Origin of the sequence: Vibrio sp. SCSIO 43133, assembly GCF_023716845.1 — a bacterium.
Classification (GTDB): Bacteria; Pseudomonadota; Gammaproteobacteria; order Enterobacterales; family Vibrionaceae; genus Vibrio; species Vibrio mediterranei.
Window position 1 is genome coordinate 1,994,599 of the sequence record NZ_CP068024.1, and the last position, 20,139, is coordinate 2,014,737.

A 20,139-nucleotide genomic window follows, 5' to 3' on the forward strand; every position below is an offset into this window, starting at 1 on the left:
GAACGATAAAAAGGATTTTTCGTGGACGCGCATAAGAAAGTAGTATGGAAAGAAGGCATGTTTATTGCCCCTCAACATTTTCAACAGCAGGATAGATTTGTCCAAAACTATGTCAGACAAAACGTCGACACACTCTCTCATTTTGCCCCATTTTTTGGTTTGACGGAGCTCTCTATTAACACAGACCTGTTAAAGATTGGAAAGTTAGCCATCACCCAATGCTCTGGGATTTTCCCCGACGGCACTCAGTTTAACACCGTCAAAGAAGTCGCCATAAATATCCCTGTTGGTACTGTCGATAACACTATATATCTTGCTCTACCTTTAGCTCTGCAGGGCAATAACGATTATTGTGAGGATGAGAGTGGGACAAGCCGTTATGTCACCAAGTCCATCAATGTATTTGACTCAGCGACTCATGAAAACACCAGCCTTGAAGTAGATGTCGCAAGATTAAACGTTCAACTTCTCTCTGACCACGATGATCACTCAGGTCACTCATTGATTCCTGTTGCTCGTATACTTGAATGTACTGAGGCTGGCGAGGTCATTTTAGACCGAGCATTTATCGCAGCGTGCCTTCACTACGGAGCTTCACGTTATTTGACGGATAAAGTTAAAGAAACTCACGCCTTATTGGTCAGTCGGACGCAGAACTTGTTTAAGCGCATTCAAGCAGGTCAAAGTCAAAAAAGTGACCAGTCGTTAATGCTTGACTACCTATGGCTACAGACTTTGAATAGTTGGATGCCTTGGTTTGATTTGACATCACAAAATGAGCGATATAGCACTTATGACTTGTACGTGCACCTCAATCGTTTTAGAGCTGAGTTAATGGCATTGAGCCCTGAACTCGCTCCAGAAGCGAGCGCGCTAAAAGTCGATAAGTTGTACAGTAACTTCAGTCCACTTTTTGCCGATTTACGTAACCTCTTGACGCTTGTTCAACAAGACTCAGTAATAGAGTTTACTTGGGATACTGCACTATTTGAGAAACGCCGACTACTCCGAACCATTATTAAAGACCCATTATCTGTCCAATCAAGACGCTTTGTACTCAGTGTGACCTCTTCATTGTCAGCAGGTGAACTCAGTGACACCTTCATAGCTGCGGCGAAATTAAGCAGTAATACCCGTATTGTTGAATTGGTTCGCAACTCTCTCTCGGGTATCAGCCTCACAGCTCTTCCTGTTGCACCAAGCGAACTTAAACCGGTTCAAGGTACTACCTATTTTGAACTCAATACTTCAGACCCTATGTGGCAAGAGATGCTAACTATGAGGGATGCCTTGGCACTTCACGTCGATACTCGTGTGCCTGATCTTGAAGTACACTTATATGCGCTGAGGTAATCCATGCTCGACTATTTGGATGAAGAGACCGTCATTTGGGAACAAGACCCAAAAAAGAAACTATCAGAAGTTAATTCTGATAAGCCTGCGGTATTTCGAACACCAGATGCTACACAAATGGAGTTTCTTAAGCACTTCGACAAATCAGAAAATCAGCTTATCAATATCAGTGCTGAGCTCTTGGCGGTGACATTAAAAATCGACAGTATTCCCGAACCAGACGATATCGCCGAGTTAAGAGAACAATTGGTAGCGAGGATTAGTGACCTCAAGGATAAGGGGAGTCACCTCAATTATCCCGTAGCTGTCATTGATAAGTTGTGCTTCTTATTTGCCGTAGTTCTTGACGAATTTATCGTCTACACCGACTGGGGGGAAAAACGCGGTTGGGAAAACAAAACACTTCTCAGTGAGCTGTTTGGAATGAGAAATGGTGGGGAGCTGTTCTTCTCCGTAGCAGATAAGGCTGCGAGACAACCCAATAAAATGATCGACCTTATCGAGATCATCTATCTTTTCTTAAGTATTGGATTCAAAGGGCAGTATCACTCACAAGGTTCTGAGCAGCTTAAACGCTTTATCCACCAGCTAGAACAAATATTAAGTCAATACCGCCAATCAACTCGCATTCATTGCCAAACTCGCGTGACTCACCCTAAAGTTCGTCGTCCTAGCCGCAAAAAGCGCTATGCCGTTATCAGCTTACTGTTCGCTACACTTATCGGCTCAACGCTAGCCCTCACCTACTTCTGGTACAGTAAAACTCTACCACAACGATCTCGAGATTTTACTTATCTGCCAGATTTCAGCCAGCGATATATTCTGTCCGGACAAGTTAACGATATTGTGTTTATTTCGAGCGATAGCGACCTTTCGTCCCCTCCTATTAGAGGAAGCCGAGTAGAAGCTCAACAGAGTCCACGTGTTGCCGCCTCTCCAATTAATAGTGACTCTAAACTCTGGTTAGTTCAGCTCGCTACCTTCTCGAATGAACAAAATGCACAGCTGTTTATCGAGCGTTTGAGCGCTAGCAAGTACGAGCCCCGAGTCGATAGTTACAAACAGTATTTTAGAGTAGTAGTCGATGTTGATGATCGTTCACAAGCGATTGAAACCCAGAAATGGCTCAAAGATAACCAAAATATCGATTCAATTGTGATCAAGACAAACAAACAACAATAACGATCTAAAGACAGTTTTCAGGGAAGAAAATAGACATGGCAGATGGAAAAAAACAGAAGACAACAGCAAAGCCATTAATCAGCGGTATTTCCTCCGGATTTTTGCTTTGTATATTACTGTTGGTAACTGTGTGGTTTACGCCAGCACTTAAGGCCTACCTCGTCATAGCGATTGCTTTTTGCATCATTCTATCTGGCATCCTCGGTTTCTTCATCTATTGGTTGAGCCGAAAGAACAATAAACTTAACGACCCTGATGAGAATAAAAAGAAAGAGCTTATTGCTAGACGATGTCAGTTGCTACAAAAGCATTTTCAAAACGTTCTTAAAGTTCAGAAGACAAACAAGAGACTACAGAGTCGTTATGATTTGCCCGTCTATCTTTGGTTCAGTGACAAACCGCAAAACGATTTCAATGTCATTACTCAAATGGGCTATGAAGCTTACCAAGTAGACGAGTTTGGCAATGATATCGAGTTCCCTATTCTTTTCTGGCTCAGCGAACACTCTTTGGTTATATCGGTTAGCCAAGGAGAAGACCAACACCCGGAATACCTCAAGACACTCTACAACTGCTTGAAAAAATGGCGTCCTAGACAGGCCCTTAACGGGTTACTGCTAGCAACCAATGCTGACGCATTACTAGGGCAAAAAGAAGCCATAAAGATGAGAGCGGATCAGATAAAAGCCGATTTAACGCGATTGAATCGAACCTTTGGTTTGTCTATTCCGGTGTACAGCATTATCACTCACAGCAGCAGCATCAGTGACTTCTGCCAATACTTCTCTGGTTTTGAAGACGCAAGGCGTGAAGACGCATTTGGCTCTATGATGCCATTTAGAGAACACGGTGGTATTGACGCAGACTGGTATGATCACGCTTATGACGCCTTGATAGGTCAACTGATTGCCAATATGACAAGTGCCCTCTCAGGGCAGCTCAACCTAGACTACCGCAAGTCTATCGCTGCGGCTCCACTTCAATTTGGACTGTTAAAACAAAACTTGTGGCTACAATTAAACCGTATATTTGGCGTCAATCAACTGGGTGATGGCTTGATGTTCCGTGGCTTTTTCTTCACTCATGAAGGAAGTGACAGTAAGAACGTCGATGCACTTGCCGCAACAATCAGCAACGACTTAGGTCACGAGTTCTATCATCCAAAATCTAGTCAGCCAGTTAAGCAAGTACTTTTTGCCCAGCATCTTATGACTCATGCTTTAATCCCTGAACATATGCTTGTGGGAGTAAATAAGAAGAAAGAAAACTGGTTGCTGACCATGCAAACCACTTATACGCTTCTGTGCGCCTTATTATTAATTGCAATACTTGCAATCATCAAATTGGATTTCGACTACCAAAGCCAGCGGGAAGCTCGCGCTGATGCTCTTCTGGAACGCTACAAAGAAGCAATAACCGCGTCACCTTATGACGTGGAAAATCTTGCAGACAATATTCCTAACCTTTATTCACTCCGTAAGATCTACGAACTTTATAATAAGCCAGAACCTTGGTACGTGTTACCGTTCATGCCTTCTTACACTATTAAGCCAGAGGTTGAACTAGCCTATATCACTGAGTTACAAGCCGTGTTGATGCCGTCTTTAGAAAAGTCTTTGGCCAATGACTTGTTCGTATACGTTAATCTTGAAGAGCAAGCGACAACACTTTCATTACTCAATAGTTATCGTCTGCTATTTACTCCTAACAAGAACAATACAGAGGAACTAAGAGCCTATTTTGTTCAATCTCTGGAGGATCAAGGAGTAGGTACAACGAGTACTCTCAATCAATTGACCAGTTTACTTGATGATGCCTTCGCCAATCATTTGATACCTGAAGAATCTAATACTGATTTAGAGCAACTGGCTCGTAAAGTCATTAATCAAACAGGTATTGAAACGCTGCTTTATCAACATATTAAGAGCCAAACTAAATACGCCAATCGAATAGATATTCGCTCAGAGCTTGGTAGCAACTACTCTCAAGTCTACTCATTCTCTTCTGGCTTTGTAGGCTATCTTGTTCCCCATATCTTTACCCCGAGTGGATTTACCGAGTTAGATCTTTCCGTAGATTCCCCTATTATCAAGGAAGCTTTATCAGCCTACGCGGGTGTTGCTGGCGAAGCACCGAGCGCATTGGAAATGTATCGGATTAGTAGAGACCTACGCCAACTCTATAAAAATGATTACATCAACTATTGGAAAGACTTCACCAATAACATCGTCGTCAATCCGGTTAAAGATGATACTGAACTCAGTCGCCTTCTGACATTATTGACCAACGCGGGAGATAACCCGATCCAAAATTATTATAATACGATCAGTAAATATACGACGATAAACATAGAGCCAGTAGAACCAGCGAAAGACGAGAAAGCGGCCGAAAAAGAACAGACACCGATTGACCAAGACCAAATGGAGGCAATGAGACTGATTAATGTCAGTTTTTCCGACTTTCATAGCTATGTCAGTTCGGTAAACGATGCACCAAAACCAGTAGATCAATGGCTAGCTGCAGTCAAAGCTGCGAAAGCTTATCTTGATACTTTTTATCAAGCTGAGGATGCTCGCAAACTCGCCTATGACACGTTAGCAAAGCCATTACAAAGCTCCAACCCGATCGCCGCTATACAACTCACCGCCTCAACTCAACCTACTATGACAAAGAGTTTGTCTGATGCGATTACTCAACTTAGCAATGATGCTGTATTATCGCTGGCGCATCAGCATTTGAACCTGCAGTGGAAAAACTCAGTACTAACCACATTCCAGTCGAGCTTAGCCAGTTACTACCCATTCAGCAAAAATGCAGAAACTGACGCAAGTGTTGCTGATGTAAAAGCGTTCTTTTCTTCGAGTGGTGCTTTTGAGGCTTTCAATAAAAAATACTTAAACTCATTCTTACAAGGCACTGAAGGAAGCCCTTACCTTCCAGGGCTGCTTCCGCGTTCTGGGTTAGAGATCACACCGGAAGTCTGGGATATGGTTGATGTTGCTAATCAAATACGCAGCGCGCTATTTCTGGCATCACCAGACAATGTTTCGGTTAAGTTCCAAATGAAAGCCTTAACAATGAGTCCAAAAGCAACAGAATTTATGATTTATAGCGATCAACCACTGTTCACCTACCGACATGGGCCAACCCTGTGGAAGTCCATAAGTTGGGATGGAGAGCAACAGGCAGAGGATAACCTTAATATTGAACTTAAAGACAGCGTAACATCGTTGTCCCAATCCAATTTCAGTGGTAATTGGAACTGGTTTAAGCTTATCAACTCACAATTGGTTAAGGCGGATAATCAAGGCGCGGAGATTTCCATTGGCAACAAAGGCGAGCAAATTCGTCTTTCGGTGAAGACGCAAGGTCAAGTAAACCCATTTACACCCGATTTTTTTACTCAATTTAAGTTACCTGAAAATATCTAACGATGTTTCGAATTGAGTTTAGACATGATCAACAAGGGCTATCACTCATAGCGTCAGTCCTTGAAGTTCAACCTGAAGATATTGAATGGCATTCAGACCATGTTTTTGAGTGCCACTCAGCAAAGTTAGGTCATTTGAAAGGCCGTTTAGGTCGAGGAATAACTGCTAAAAAACAACTACTACTTGAAGCTGAACTAACTACGCTCATTTCCCCACAAAATGTGTCATCGCGGCAGTCTCTGACCTCTTTAGATGAGACTCATTTACTCCTAAATACTTGGATAGAAGGTGAAACATTGAGTCAACTCGCGCGAAGCAATACACCACCTGTAAGTTGGCATCATGATATTGAACAGCAAATCCTAGCTTTACATCGTGCTGGTTACGTACACGGTGATATCAAGCCCAGTAATATCGTCATTGGATCTGATGGACACGCTACGCTAATTGATCTTTCAATGGCTATTAAAATTGGCAGTTCATTGAAAACACTGCCTTTTCGCCACTACTCACCGTCATACTCTCCACCACAGCAAATAGACGCGGTCGGTAACATAGAGCCTATATTGGATTGGTATGCCTTAGCTATCTGTTACTGTGCCACTCATCGTGCACATCCTTACGAGGGCTTAGATATTACTCAGCATCAAACAAGCAAAAAGTTGACGTTTTTTTCACACTGCCGGACCAGTTATCAGAGAATTATTACTCACACACTAGCTGAGTTTCAGAAAGAAAAGCAAAATTCGTGTCATATCACATACTGGATGGACCATTAAAGCCGATTACTCATATATAATTCGTGACAATTGAGTTTAATCTAAGAGTATTATGTTTCTAGCTCCTTACGTTTCTACTAACAACGAACAATTCGAGTTCACACGCCAACAAGCAAGCCACTTTGCGAAAAAAGTAGCGGGCGACTTTAACCCTATCCATGACGAAGACAACAAGCGTTTCTGTGTTCCTGGCGATCTACTGTTTGCAGTATTACTGCAAAAAGAAGGAATCAGTCAGAAAATGCGCTTTGATTTCTCAGGAATGGTCAGCGATGGCGTAGCTCTAAACGTTGTAGAAAAGGGCGAAACAGAAAGTACTGTTGTCGATCAAATTGGCAAAGAATACCTTCAGATGACTCACGATGGTGAGACAAGCCACAACCAAGAGTTTATCGAACACGTAGTCACTAACTACGTTCAGTTCTCTGGTATGAATTTCCCTCACATCATGGTTCCGCTCATGCAAGAGCAACAGATGATGATTAACTGCCAGCGCCCTCTAGTTATTTACGAGAGCATGGAAGTGGAATTTGAACACCTGAACCTCACCCACCCTGAAGTCGAGTTTACTGGCGCGACTTTTGATGTAGAGGGTAAGCGCGGTGTGGTTACGTTGAACTTTGCGTTTAAAGAAGATGGGATTGTTGTGGGCAAAGGCATTAAGCGAATGGTTGCAAGTGGTCTTAAACCTTATGACAACGATGCCGTTGATGACCTAGTATCACGTTTCAACGAAAGAAAGACCTATTTTCTTGAGCAGTTTAACAACGCGGCCTAATCAAAAGTAAAAATGAACATTCAAAGCCTCGACTTATGTCGAGGCTTTTTGGTTTGTTATGCACGCATTTTTCACTAGTTAAGCGTTATAGAAGCCGATTGAATATCTCGGTATTGCTTTAAGCTATCGAAATAGTAATGTGCTTTCTGCACATGCTCGAGTTCTAGCATCCAAGTGGCGTTTCTTTGGCAGCAACAAAACTTAGCGATTTTGTCGAGCAGTGCATTGCTTTGTTTGTCCAATACTTCTCTGACACTATGTATCAGGGAAGTTTGTTCAATTGAAAGGAATTGAAAGGTAGCATGAGCATTGTTTAGTACACCAAACGCTTGGTGTTGCTTACCTAATTGATTAAAAATAGCAGACTGTGATACCGCCGCGTCATAAAAACCGGTCAACATGCAGGCAAACTGGCAAGGCTTTATACTTGTATCATCAAGAGCAGCATAAATATGTTGAGGAAGGTGGTGCAAAACTTCATCAAAAAGATGGTAAGCCTCTGGCCAATGACCTTGTTCTACTAATTGTTCTGCTTTTAAAAAACGATTCCAACACGCCTCAATATTCATCGCTAAATAGTTCCAGTCCACAATACCGACAACCATTTAAATGCAAATTAGAATCAATTGCAAATAAATATCATTTGCAACTCTATATCCAACGCCTTACTTTCGCTTTATACGAAAGATAATCATCACCAAATATTTTTTCCAACGCCCGCTCCTCGGGTTTAATCTGAAAACGGTTCATATACGGTATAAAAAACATCGACAAGAACAGGCTCAACCCATCTTCTAACCAGAAGCCCCAAGACAATAACAACGTAAATAAAGCAACATACATCGGGTTTCGAGTTTTCGATAAAATACCAGTGTCAACCACACTGCTTGCTTTAGTCGGCTTAGTCGGGTCAACCGTTGTTTTAGCCTTCTTAAACTCAAGCACGCCTGAAATACCCATGTAACCACTAAAAACAAACAGTGCTGTAACCCAAATCGACTTAAGTGGAATATGCATATATAGCCAACCGTTATCAATAGCAGCTAGTGCATACATCGAAACGGCAAACAGGATAAACAGCAGTACTGGGGGGATTTTTAGTTCAAGCGCTTTCATTGATTATTCCTTTATCAATAATAGAAGCGCCCCAATCTGGGGCGCTTCATAAAGTTAGTTCAGTAGTTGTAGCAGAGCCTGTACAGGATGCTTGACCTTCACATCTTCAAACCTTTTTACCTGACTTCGACACGAGTAACCTGTGACTAGGCAGCGCTCTTTTGGCAACTTGTCTAGATTTGGCTGCCAACTTAAGCCATAAATATCTTTCGACATTTGCAACTTGTCTGATTCATGCCCAAACGTTCCTGCCATACCACAACAGCCTACAGGTACTGTTGTTAGTCGACCGCCGAAATGATGGAAAATAGCGCCCCACTCTTTTTCCGCATTAGGCATCTTGGTTTTCTCTGTACAATGTGCAAACAAATACCAATCTGCTTCATCCACCATCTCAAGAGCGTCTTTATCTTGTACCAGAGGCATGAGCCACTCATGAGCGGTTAACACATTAAATGTCCCACGTTCCTCTTTAAGAATCTCTACATATTCATCGCGGTAGCACAACACTAGGGCGGGATCGACTCCAACCAATGGAATATTCAACTGAGACACCTGTGTTAAGAAATCCGCCGTTGATTTTGCCCCTTTTGCAAACTGACTTAAAAACCCTTTAATGTGAGCTGCTTTGCCATTGGGCTTAAAAGGTAACAACACCGGTTTCTTACCCATTTTGAGTATTAGTTTGGCAAAATCTTCGACCACTTCAGCATCGTAGAAACTAGTAAAAGGATCTTGGACGATGCATACATAGTCACTGCGTTGACCCGCAGGAATGGCCTGTAACTGCTCCAGGCTAAACTGAGCAACAGGTTGCGACTTCAAACGTTGTTTGAGAGTAGGAACAGAAAGAAGCGGCGCGTCAATGTAGCCAACTGTTTTCTCGGTGAGCGTCTGAACAACTCTCTGGTTCAATCCAAAATTAACCACCTTGGGGAATTTGGCCATATATGGCAATAGTGTCTCGATATTTGCCACTAAATAATCTTTAGCAGGTCTTTGATATCTTGAGTAATAAAGATTTAGGAATCGAGCTCTGAAGCTTGGTACATCAACCTTTATTGGACATTGGCTAGCACACGCTTTGCAAGCGAGGCAGCCATTCATGGCGTCATATACTTCGTGGGAAAAATCATATTCATGACGTTTATTAAACGTGTTCCGCCACTTCTCAATTAACCCTTTCGCACTATTTGAGCGATTAATATTGGTCTCTAACTCAAGAACATCGAAGCCCTGTTCCGATAGCTGTCTTAACCACTCGCGCACTAAGCCAGCCCTACCCTTTGGTGAATGACGTCGGTCTGCGGTTACTTTCATCGAAGGGCACATAGGTGAAGCGGTGTCATAGTTAAAGCACAGACCATTACCGTTACATTCCATTGCTTGGGCAAAACTATCACGAACTTCAATCGGGATCTGTCTGTCGTATGTTCCTCGCTTGGTATCCGAGACTTTAACGAGCTCATCCGTACTCTCTAACGGAGTACATATCTTACCGGGATTCATTTTGTTCAACGGGTCACACGCGGCTTTAATGCGTCTGAGTTCATTAAACAGTTGCTCACCGAAGAAATCAGGGCCATATTCAGAACGGAAACCTTTACCGTGCTCCCCCCACATAAGGCCGCCGTACTTGGCGACAAGCTTGACGACTTCATCTGAGATTTGATGCATTAACGACTCTTGTTCGGGGTCGCACATATCAAGTGCAGGTCTTACATGAAGCACACCTGCATCCACGTGACCAAACATGCCATAGTTCAACCCGTGTCCATCGAGTAAATCGCGAAACTCGGCAATAAAGTCAGCCAAGTTCTCCGGGGGCACACAAGTATCCTCTGCAAACGCAATAGGTTTCGCGCTGCCTTTCACGGCACCCAAGAGGCCAACAGCTTTCTTTCGCATATTGTAAATGCGTCCAAGACTAGCAACGTCACTGGTCACTTGGTAACCAATGATACCGTCCTGCTCTGTCTTCAGTTTCTCATCTAGACTCTTAGTTAAAGCCGCTACTGCTTGAGTCACTTCTTCTTCATCTTGCCCCGCGTACTCAACCATATTGATCCCCTGCATTTCTTTGCCTGGCACATCACTAATAAGGTCGCTCACTGTATGCCAAACAATATCCTGCTTGGCCAGATTCAATACGCGTGAATCAACTGTTTCCACAGATAACGCATTTGCTTCAACCATGAAGGGAGCATTTCTCAATGCAGCATCAAAGCTGTTGTACTTAACGTTGATGAGAGTACGAGCTTTAGGGATTGGCGTAAGATTCAGCTTAGCTTCAGTGATAAATGCCAGTGAACCTTCTGCACCACAGAGAATTCGCGTAGCATTGAAACTCTCTGTCTTTGGATCATAAGCGTTTTTTAAATCATAGCCGGTTAAGAAGCGATTTAATGGTGGAAACTTTTCGTCAATCAGTACGCGGTTTTGCTTACATACCTGTTCAGCAACCTGCAATGCATTGGCAGCGAAACTGTCTTGCTCTAGCTGATTCAATGAACCGTCACTTTCCAAAAGCGAACCGTCAGCAAACACCGCTTGCAGCGATAGCACGTGATCCGATGTCTTACCGTACTTTAATGAGCCCTGACCGGACGCATCGGTATTGACCATTCCACCCAGCGTCGCACGATTACTGGTAGAAAGATCTGGGGAAAAGAAAAAACCATAAGGACGCACGGCATCATTTAGCGCATCCTTTACAATACCAGTTTGAACTCTTACCCACCCTTCTTGTTCATTAATCTCAAGGACCTGGTTCATATGTCGGGATAAATCGACAACAATGCCTGACGTCAAGGACTGTCCGTTAGTCCCTGTACCGCCGCCTCTCGGAGAAAACGCAATAGCCGCGAATTTTTCTTGATTAGCAAGTTTACCTATAAGCTGTACATCTGCCGTTGTTTTTGGATGCACTACCGCTTGCGGCAATTTTTGGTAAACGCTGTTGTCCGTTGCAACGGCAAGGCGACTCGAATATTGAGTTTCGATATCCCCGGTAAACCCTTCAGCCTCAAGCTGTTTCAGATAAACCAGTACGGTGGGGTTAATGTCGGTTTGAGAGTGTAATCTTGGTAACATTTAGCTTCCTGCCCCTAATTCTGCTGATCCGCTCAGCAAAGGAGTGTATGTAAAATAAAAAGTTCACCTACTTAGTCGCATGGTCGTTTAAATAAACGCGTTTTTAATTATTGTACGTAGCTGAAACCGAATAGATTTTATAGGTATTGGACACTTTACAACAATTAAAAATGTGATCAAATCGGAAAGTCATAGCGATTGACTATGGTTTATGCCTTTTCAAGAGGTTTGCTTCGTGACACACTCCTTTAACCACGGAAGAAATGATTAAACGAAGTAATCAATAATGAAGAAAACCAAAGTAATCACCACCGAAGATATTCTGTTAAAACTCTGCCAGTCCGTTTCAACTGTTTTGACCTCTGCGACACAATCAAGTGTGACATACTCAGCAATGGTTCAGAAAATCACCAAAACCACGTTAAAACCTGACTTTGGCTGCTTCGTCCTCTTTGATGGCGGTTTCTCGGGTTTAGTGGTTATTAATTTCACTTCACAAGCAGCACTTGAAGTTTACAGTAATTATATGCGTCACATGGGTATGCCTGAGGAAGAGCTCGCAATTCACCACAATGCAGATGAAGTTGGCGATGTCCTCGGCGAACTCATGAATCAGCTTGTTGGCGACTTCACCAATAAAGTTCGCAAAGAACTACAGACCAACATTACCCAAAACCAACCGAAAATGTTGTCGATCAACAAGCAAGTGGTTCTGTCAGTCGACACAAACTTAGAACGACCTCAAGCCCGTCGAGTTACCTTCTCTACAGCTAATAACAACATTTTTTATCTTGAGTTTGCTATGGACAAAACCGAGTTTATTCAAATGGAAGAGTTTGAGATTCAACCAGATGAGTGCCCAGATACCATTATTGAGCAAGCCATCGCAGCCAAAAAACAGCGTACAGACACCAAACCAGAAAACGACAATCAAGATTTGCTCGATGAACTAGGTATTTAAGCGGCGGCTCTACAGATTCTCTTGGGACTCGGGTTACCGCTCTGAGTCCCACCCTACATCTTCTGCCCTTCCCCTTTTAGCTGAAAATCGTTAAAATAGTGCCCTTTTTCTTTCGCGGTACAGAGAACTCAGATTGTCGATGGATAAACAGAAAGCCCTCAAAAAGATTGCTAAGTGCTTAGAATTAGGTAACTCAGCGAACGTCAATGAAGCAGCCAATGCCATAAAAATGGCACACCGCCTCATGCTCAAATACGGCCTAGACAAGGACGATATTGAGTTTATTAAGATGGGTAAAACACAATCGACGCACTTACTGCCTACAACGATAAGTTCTACACTGCTGCGGGTGATCCGGGGCATCAATACCAAATTTGGCGTCGAAGCTGTTTTACTCAACCATAAAGGTCTAAAGCGAGTTGAGTTTATCGGCGAAGCTGACCGTGCCATCTTTGCAGCTTTTGCTTTTGATATCATTTATCGTGAGATGAATGAGCAAACGGGTCAGTTTAGAAATAGCTTCGCAGGTTCTGGTACTTCAAATACAGAAGTGACAAAACGTGTTAATTCATTTGTCTCCGGGTGGATAGAAGGCGCGCTAGAAAAACTGCCTGTTATTGCCCCTGATGATGAATCGGCAAATAAAATTAATAACTATATCGATAAAGAGTTCAAAAACATCGATAGAGAGACATTCAAACAGCAGCTAAGAGAAGCGATGAAAAATATCACCGCTGACTACGAAGTTGGGCTGAAAAAAGGTCGAAAAGTATCGGTTAATCGTCCGATAGACGGCGCTCAAGCACCAAAGATGCTGAAATAGAAAGACCACACAACAAGGAGAGCGATAAATATGAGGATCAACTTGGCAAAGACATGCTCCAAGTTACTGTTTGTTTTTATCGCTCTGTTACTTTCATTCTCCTCTCTCGCCTCCATTGCGCAGCTTGAACAACAGGCACAACTTAACAATGCTGAAGCTCAGTACCGTCTAGGACTGGCATATGAGACTGGTGAAGGTGTTCGCAGAGATCTCAGTTTAGCAGCTTACTGGTATCAACAAGCGAGCGAAAACGGACATCGCGCGGCAACCTATAATTACGCACAAGCACTAGAATATGGACGCGGTATAAAATCCAATCCTGCAAAAGCCGTTTTGCTCTATACGAAGCTCGCCGCTGAAGGCGACCATTCTACTTATGGAAAAATCGCTCGGCTTTACCGCGATTTTAATATCGACATTGCCAACGAAGATCAAGCCGTGATTTGGTATGATCTCGCAAGAACCCAATCAACCGAGTTTGACGCCGAATACGCGCTCGCTTTGAAAAAACAATTCGATGCTCATCAGTTAAAGCAAATTGCAGCGCTTAAGCAGCAAGAGCAATCTGTCACAAGTACACAGACGAGCCTAACAACATCTAACTCAGTACCAACTACCCCAAGCATAAACTGGTCATTACACCTAATCTATATCTCAATTCTATTGAGCGCTTGCTTCGCTGCATTGATGTTTTTCAAGAAATTCAATACAGCAAGCCAACACCGCCGCTCATCAATTCAAGAGATGAAAACAAGGCTCTCTCAACAACAAGACCTGATCACTAAGCTCAAATTACAACTTAAGAACGCCGCAAATCTTCAGAAAAGAGCATCATCCACAGCATCTAGTTCAACCACTTCTGCACTTAATGATGCTTACCTTCGTTTTGGCTTCACTCAAGGACAAATTAACAACTTAACACCAAAGCAAGTAAAAGCACGCTATAAGCAGTTGTGTCGTATTTATCACCCTGATGCTCAAGGTAGTGATGATGAAATGAGGCAATTAAACCTTGCTTTCAAAGCGATCGTGGAGCATCTAAAAGCCACTCAAAAGATCCATTGATATACCAATTTCTCAGAAAATCGCAATCTTGAAAAACATTTGAAACAAATTAAGAAACATTTATTTAACATTGCATGCAATTTTATGTCATAATACGTCCCGATAATAACACCCGTACAAATAAGGGTGGGGAGTAAAAATGCATACATTCACTATCGAAGGTTTCTGTGATTGGTGCCAAACGCCAAGTTTTGTGACCAAGCATGAGTATATAGACGGTCTATGTCACCACTCATGTGAAAAGTGTCTGAGTTTCGCCATTATGGACGTTAAGCAGTTCAATCAAGCAGAAATCGAATTTAGAAACCGATCGTCAGCTCAATCCTAAAGGAACCGCGCCTCTCTTAGAGAGGCGTTTTTGTTTCTCAATATCCTTATCTATTGTCACCCAGTAAAACCATTGCTCTATACAGTATTCTTATACAGTAGTTGTTAGCTTATACCTGTGTAAAACGAAAAGTATGAGATTGCCGCCCATTCCAATAGAAATTTTAATAATTAAATATCAACAACTTAGTTTATTTTGTCGTTTTTTTATGCAAAAAGTGCTTGATCTTTTTACGCCCAAAAACTACTGTATACACATACAGCATGTATAAAGGAACAGGGTTATGTTGCTCAACAATACAATTCACTCACAATACAATGTCCCAAACCAATACCGAGTTTTTGATGATCAAGGAACTTCACAACAGCTTCGTCGAATTCAGGATGATGTACTTGAAAAGGTTTCGCAGCTGGCTTCTAAGCCACAGTGGATTTTGTTGACGGCAGAATGTCCTCGCCCTTCAATTGGACAAATCATGCACTTTCATAAACTAGGTAACCATATGGTTCAGATGAAGGCTTCATTGCATTTATCGCAGTATCAGGTTGTCAAAAAAGCCATTCGCTCAGGTAACGCGTGTGCTGTTATCGCAAATGGTGAGTTCTCTCTAACAGAACAAAATCAACTTCAAGAATTGGCCGCTGACTATCAATGCGAAGTCATCTTTCTTGGTAAAGACAGTTATTTACATTAATCCAAATTCCGACCACTCGTTAAGTTAATCATGTAATCCCTTTTTTATGACGGTAAGTACTTGTTCAATAGTACTTACCGTATTTTTTATCCTCTCTTTAGGCAACTTATATAAAAATTGCGCAAACGTTTGCTATTTTTCTGGCAGCATAGAATAGTTCTGGTATGATGCGTGCAGCAAAGAGTATTACCACTCCCCATAATCGTCGCACTTTTTACGACACAACATTAGATAGGAATGTCTCCATGAGTCTCGCTGATCAAGTTCTAGCTGTAAACGATGATCTACCAATCCGCACTGATAAGCCTGTTCATAGCGGCAAGGTTCGTTCGGTTTATTGGTTGACCGAAGAGGATAGCCGCCGCCTAATCAAAGACAAAGGCTACGATGTTGCAGAAGATGCACCGTTAGCCATTATGGTTATCAGTGATCGCATTTCTGCCTTTGATTGTATCTGGCGAGGTGAAGGTAACTTAAGGGGCGTTCCTGGCAAAGGCGCCGCACTCAACGCGATTTCTAATCACTGGTTCCAATTGTTTAAGGATAATGGTTTAGCGGATAGCCACATTCTAGATATTCCTCATCCATTTGTCTGGATCGTTCAAAAAGCAAAACCTGTAATGATCGAAGCTATCTGTCGCCAATACATTACCGGTTCTATGTGGCGTGCTTATGAGAAGGGTGAACGCGAATTCTGCGGTATCACTTTACCTGAAGGCTTAAAGAAAGACTCTAAACTGGATGACGTCCTAATTACGCCTTCAACAAAAGGTATCTTACGTGGTATCCCTGGCGTCCCTGAAGCAGATGATGTAAACATCACACGCGACAACATTAGCGACAACTTTGCAGCGTTTAATTTTACGAATGCAGCCGACATTGATGGCTATGAAAAACTTCTTAAAGAAGGCTTCTCCGTCATCAGTAACGCTTTGGAAGCTATCGATCAAACGTTTGTTGATACCAAATTTGAATTCGGCTACGTTACCGATTCAAAAGGCAAAGAAAAGCTCATCTATATGGACGAGGTTGGAACACCGGATTCTTCCCGCATTTGGGATACTAAAGCGTATCAAGAAGGCGATATTGTTGAGAACTCAAAAGAAGGCTTCCGTCAGTTCCTGTTAAACCACTTCCCTGACCCCGATATCCTTTTAAACAAAGAGCGTATGCCAGAGCGTGAAGCACTTGCAGCCGACAACGAACTTCCCCTATCTGCGCTTATGGATGTTTCCAAAACATATGTTGGTATCGCAGAGAAAATTACTGGTCGCAAGATTGAATTAAGCAGCAATCCAAAGCAAGAAATTATAGACATACTTCGTACCAACTACGACCTCATCGCAGACTAGGTTCCTAGTCGCTGCGCACATCAAAAAAGGGAGCTTAAAGCTCCCTTTTTGGTTACATGGCACAACGTGATCTAGTGAAATTCAGCGATTAATATATCTTCGTTAGGTATCACGACAATTTTCACGTTACCTTTATCTTGAATAAGCTGAATCTGTTCAGATTCTAGTGAGTAAGGCATAACAACCTTAAGACAAGCGATATTTTCTTTGCGAGCGATTTTCATCAGCGCGACCAAATTCGACTCATCACTTCGTCGACTCGATAATGCACTTAGCGCTTTCTCCCAAAGACGGCTATCTGGATCAATATTCTGATTTTTTGTACTCTCTTTCCACGCTTCGCCAAACACTGGCGCTACAGAAGTGAGCGCTTCAAGGAACGTCCATTTTTTACTACAAGATGCACCGAGGAAACTGGTGTAATCAAATTCTACCGGCGATGTTTTCTTGTCACACATAACCACTCCCAATTACAGAATGCTATGCAACTACTATTATTCAAACTTTCTTATATAGCAATAGGATATATAAAAATCATCTTTTATACCCTACTTAGACTTCAAAAGGTGATATAAAAATCCAAATAGCAACATAATGTGAACAAAAGTACATCACCACAATGCCACTTGGTTAACTATGTATGGCACATCTATCAATAGCAGCATTCATCCATCTTTTGTTGAGTAAAACATCACAAACTCAACGAAGATCTAACACTCGACTCGCCTTCTTGTACTTTACTTTCCATCCAGACCAAGCAGGCAGTTCTTTGCGTTTAGGATCGTCTTTTCGAGAGCCTGAATGGAAGTGGACGTGTATAAGCTTGCCTTTGCCAAAATACTCGACAGTTAAACGCAGACCACTTAACTGAATGACCAATGGGTACTTAGCTGCAAAATCTGAATACTCCCAATCTGGAACGCCGTTAAACACAAAATCTCGCTCATCAATAAGCTCAAGATCTTCAAATGAACTTACACCGAGCATTGACAGTTGTTCAGCTATCCAAGACTCCAATGATACTTCGTCTACTGGACCGGTTTGGTCAGATAGACCCAGTTCAACATACAGCTTCCAATGCAGCATACGTTCGGTAAGCTGTTCTGCCAACGTGGGAAAGATAACTCCTTCAATGATCGATTGGGCGATGGCTTTCAAAGCGACATTGCCTTTAGGCGCAATCCTGCGCTCCGCCAGTTTGCGACCTGCATACATCAAATGTTCACAATGCTGAAGACCCTCGTCGGTCTCGATAGTTTCTCCGCTCACCCATTCCCCAACATTAAGTTCTTTGAGCTGAGTGATGTCCACAGGTAAAAGTAATGTGGCCAGTGTCATCGTCTGTTTAACGCCTCGGCCAGGTAAGCTATGAGTGGCTAATACCAGCCCTGCTTCTGTTTTCGGTTTAATTCGATTCTGTCTCCCTAACAGCACTTCGACAAAACCGTTACCAAAAGCGTCACGTCGCCGCTCTCTTCTCACATACAGCAAGGCGTTGTTCGCTTGGATAATTTGCTTTATCAATTCATCACGTTGATATCTAGAAGCCACTTCCAGACTCGGCAATTCAAATACACTACGCATCTGCTCCGATAACCCTTGTGCTTCACGCAAACAATCTTGGTCGACCGTCAAGCCTGTGTACTGCTTGCCTCTTACTAGGCCAATAAGAATACTTGCGTCACAACCTAACGGCTCTTCTAGGTCCAGCTTGATCAATAGCTCTTCATTACTGGTGATTTGAAACAGTTTACCTGTCGCACATAGTGCAGCCGTTAGGTCAATCATAGCCTCCTTCAGCGCTCGTGAAGGCATCTTAGTGACCAAATCAGCGTAAATAGTATCAATCGGTAATGGGTATAGCTTTTTTCCATGCTCAGTAATGCCAATATCATCTATCGCACCAAGTTGTAATAACTGCTCTTTGGCGGCTTGAAGTGATTTATCAGGTATCGCATCAATGAATTCGAGATCGTTAAGCGCTAACCCACATGTCGCAGCAGCCAACATAGGCTCGACAATAGATTCACGTTGAAGTTCTGGTGGGGTGACCAGATCAAGAGCAGCATGCTCACCATAAAGACGGATACATGTTCCTGCCATTACTCGTCCTGCTCGGCCAGAACGCTGAGCAGCACTCGCCTTAGAAATATGAGTCAGCATTAACGTGGTTTGTCCGTTACGCTGTACATTTCTTCTTTCTAATCCTGAATCCACAACAACCGCGATATTAGGAATCGTCAAAGAGGTTTCCGCAACATTTGTTGCAATCACGACCTTGCGCTTATCTTGAACTGACATTGCAACAGAACGCTGTTGCTCAGTCACAGAAGCATGCAGCGGCGCTAGAATAAGGTCATACTGCTCCGCAAGGGGTTTTAGCGAGGATACTACCTGCTGAATTTCCTTTCGCCCAGGAACAAACACCAAGATATCTGCTGCAAGCTCGTCTAACAATGGCTCAATCGCACTTTTAACACGTGTTTCTAGATGCCTTGCATCAGGCAGTTGTCGACTGTCGTTTCGATGGTGCTGAACTGCCACATCAAACACTCTTCCTTGTGCGACCAAGCGCTCGGCATCAAAGTAGTCAGCTAGCTTTTGACCTTCAATGGTAGCCGAAGTAATTACTGTTTTATGAGTTTGATTGCGCTTTAACATCGAAACCAGTAAGTCGGTGTCCCAACGTCGTTCATGAAATTCATCCACAATAACCACATCAAAGCTCTTCAGGCGGTCTTCGGCATACCACCTCAAGGCGACACCTGGCGTGACAAACACCACTTTTGACGCCTCGGTATAACAGTTTTCAAGCTTGATTGCATAACCAACGCTTTCTCCAACCTTTTCACCAAGTCCATGCGCCACGAAGTGTGCCAGCGACGTACAGGCAATTCGTCTCGGCTCTACCACCAGCACCCGTCCTTGCTCCATCGACCAAAGAGGCAATCTCGTCGATTTTCCTGAACCCGTTTCAGCTTCAACGATAAGGTGTGATTGTTTCAGGGCTTGTTTAAATTCTTGTTCAATAGAGTCAATAGGTAAGACTGTCATTTTGCTTTGCTAATCAAGGTCGTTGTGAAGGAGTATACCCATAGCAGGATTAACATTCGACTCACTTCGCTTTTTACCGCAAACCGAATACAAATAGTTAACATTTCGTCATCGCTTAGAATAGGTAATT

16 protein-coding genes are annotated in these 20,139 nt (G+C 42.8%); 11 read left to right on the forward strand and 5 right to left on the reverse strand.

Annotated elements, in window-relative coordinates; translation table 11 throughout:
- Positions 1 to 21: 21 nt before the first annotated feature.
- Genes tssK through JKJ11_RS09545 form a run of 5 tightly spaced genes read left to right on the forward strand, consistent with a single transcriptional unit; the run spans position 22 to position 7,523 of the window.
- Positions 22 to 1,353, forward strand: coding sequence for a type VI secretion system baseplate subunit TssK (gene tssK, locus JKJ11_RS09525; RefSeq protein ID WP_124939804.1), 1,332 nt, complete (start codon positions 22 to 24; stop codon positions 1,351 to 1,353).
- Positions 1,354 to 1,356: 3 nt separating this feature from the next.
- Entirely contained in the window at positions 1,357 to 2,535 is a 1,179-nt protein-coding gene (icmH, locus tag JKJ11_RS09530) for a type IVB secretion system protein IcmH/DotU (RefSeq protein WP_006070770.1), read from the forward strand.
- A gap of 35 nt (positions 2,536 to 2,570) precedes the next feature.
- Complete coding sequence (gene tssM, locus JKJ11_RS09535) at positions 2,571 to 5,966, forward strand: type VI secretion system membrane subunit TssM (protein ID WP_124939805.1); 3,396 nt, start codon at positions 2,571 to 2,573, stop codon at positions 5,964 to 5,966.
- 2 nt (positions 5,967 to 5,968) lie between these two features.
- Positions 5,969 to 6,745, forward strand: a complete 777-nt coding sequence (locus JKJ11_RS09540; protein ID WP_252038062.1) for a protein kinase domain-containing protein — start codon at positions 5,969 to 5,971, stop codon at positions 6,743 to 6,745.
- A gap of 52 nt (positions 6,746 to 6,797) precedes the next feature.
- The gene (locus tag JKJ11_RS09545; RefSeq protein WP_252038063.1) at positions 6,798 to 7,523 is read left to right on the forward strand and encodes a DUF3581 domain-containing protein; all 726 of its coding nucleotides are present in this window, start codon (positions 6,798 to 6,800) and stop codon (positions 7,521 to 7,523) included.
- Positions 7,524 to 7,597: 74 nt separating this feature from the next.
- Here the strand turns inward: JKJ11_RS09545 and JKJ11_RS09550 are convergent, their stop codons facing one another.
- Genes JKJ11_RS09550 through ydiJ form a run of 3 tightly spaced genes read right to left on the reverse strand, consistent with a single transcriptional unit; the run spans position 7,598 to position 11,732 of the window.
- Positions 7,598 to 8,128, reverse strand: coding sequence for a hypothetical protein (locus JKJ11_RS09550; protein ID WP_006070774.1), 531 nt, complete (start codon positions 8,126 to 8,128; stop codon positions 7,598 to 7,600).
- Between the two features lie 46 nt (positions 8,129 to 8,174).
- Positions 8,175 to 8,639, reverse strand: a complete 465-nt coding sequence (locus tag JKJ11_RS09555; RefSeq protein WP_252038064.1) for a methyltransferase family protein — start codon at positions 8,637 to 8,639, stop codon at positions 8,175 to 8,177.
- Between the two features lie 54 nt (positions 8,640 to 8,693).
- The gene (ydiJ, locus tag JKJ11_RS09560; RefSeq protein WP_252038065.1) at positions 8,694 to 11,732 is read right to left on the reverse strand and encodes a D-2-hydroxyglutarate dehydrogenase YdiJ; all 3,039 of its coding nucleotides are present in this window, start codon (positions 11,730 to 11,732) and stop codon (positions 8,694 to 8,696) included.
- A gap of 286 nt (positions 11,733 to 12,018) precedes the next feature.
- Between ydiJ and JKJ11_RS09565 the strand changes: the two genes are divergently transcribed.
- The 6 genes from JKJ11_RS09565 (at position 12,019) to JKJ11_RS09590 (ending at position 16,955) form a co-directional block, all read left to right on the forward strand.
- Entirely contained in the window at positions 12,019 to 12,693 is a 675-nt protein-coding gene (locus JKJ11_RS09565) for a DUF3334 family protein (RefSeq protein ID WP_006070777.1), read from the forward strand.
- A gap of 139 nt (positions 12,694 to 12,832) precedes the next feature.
- Positions 12,833 to 13,516 (forward strand): DUF2786 domain-containing protein, encoded by a 684-nt coding sequence (locus JKJ11_RS09570; protein WP_006070778.1) that lies wholly within the window; start codon positions 12,833 to 12,835, stop codon positions 13,514 to 13,516.
- 42 nt (positions 13,517 to 13,558) lie between these two features.
- A complete protein-coding gene (locus JKJ11_RS09575) occupies positions 13,559 to 14,581 on the forward strand; it encodes a tetratricopeptide repeat protein (RefSeq protein WP_252038066.1) in 1,023 nt (340 codons plus the stop codon).
- A 139-nt stretch (positions 14,582 to 14,720) separates the two neighbouring features.
- Positions 14,721 to 14,909 carry a hypothetical protein gene (locus JKJ11_RS09580; protein ID WP_006070780.1) on the forward strand — a complete coding sequence of 63 codons (189 nt, stop codon included), beginning with the start codon at positions 14,721 to 14,723 and terminating at the stop codon, positions 14,907 to 14,909.
- Positions 14,910 to 15,192: 283 nt separating this feature from the next.
- Positions 15,193 to 15,603, forward strand: a complete 411-nt coding sequence (locus tag JKJ11_RS09585) for a hypothetical protein (protein ID WP_006070781.1) — start codon at positions 15,193 to 15,195, stop codon at positions 15,601 to 15,603.
- A gap of 245 nt (positions 15,604 to 15,848) precedes the next feature.
- Entirely contained in the window at positions 15,849 to 16,955 is a 1,107-nt protein-coding gene (locus tag JKJ11_RS09590) for a phosphoribosylaminoimidazolesuccinocarboxamide synthase (RefSeq protein ID WP_252038067.1), read from the forward strand.
- 71 nt (positions 16,956 to 17,026) lie between these two features.
- Here the strand turns inward: JKJ11_RS09590 and JKJ11_RS09595 are convergent, their stop codons facing one another.
- Positions 17,027 to 17,413 carry a hypothetical protein gene (locus JKJ11_RS09595; RefSeq protein ID WP_006070783.1) on the reverse strand — a complete coding sequence of 129 codons (387 nt, stop codon included), beginning with the start codon at positions 17,411 to 17,413 and terminating at the stop codon, positions 17,027 to 17,029.
- 241 nt (positions 17,414 to 17,654) lie between these two features.
- Positions 17,655 to 20,009 (reverse strand): DEAD/DEAH box helicase, encoded by a 2,355-nt coding sequence (locus tag JKJ11_RS09600; protein ID WP_252038068.1) that lies wholly within the window; start codon positions 20,007 to 20,009, stop codon positions 17,655 to 17,657.
- Positions 20,010 to 20,139: the final 130 nt, after the last annotated feature.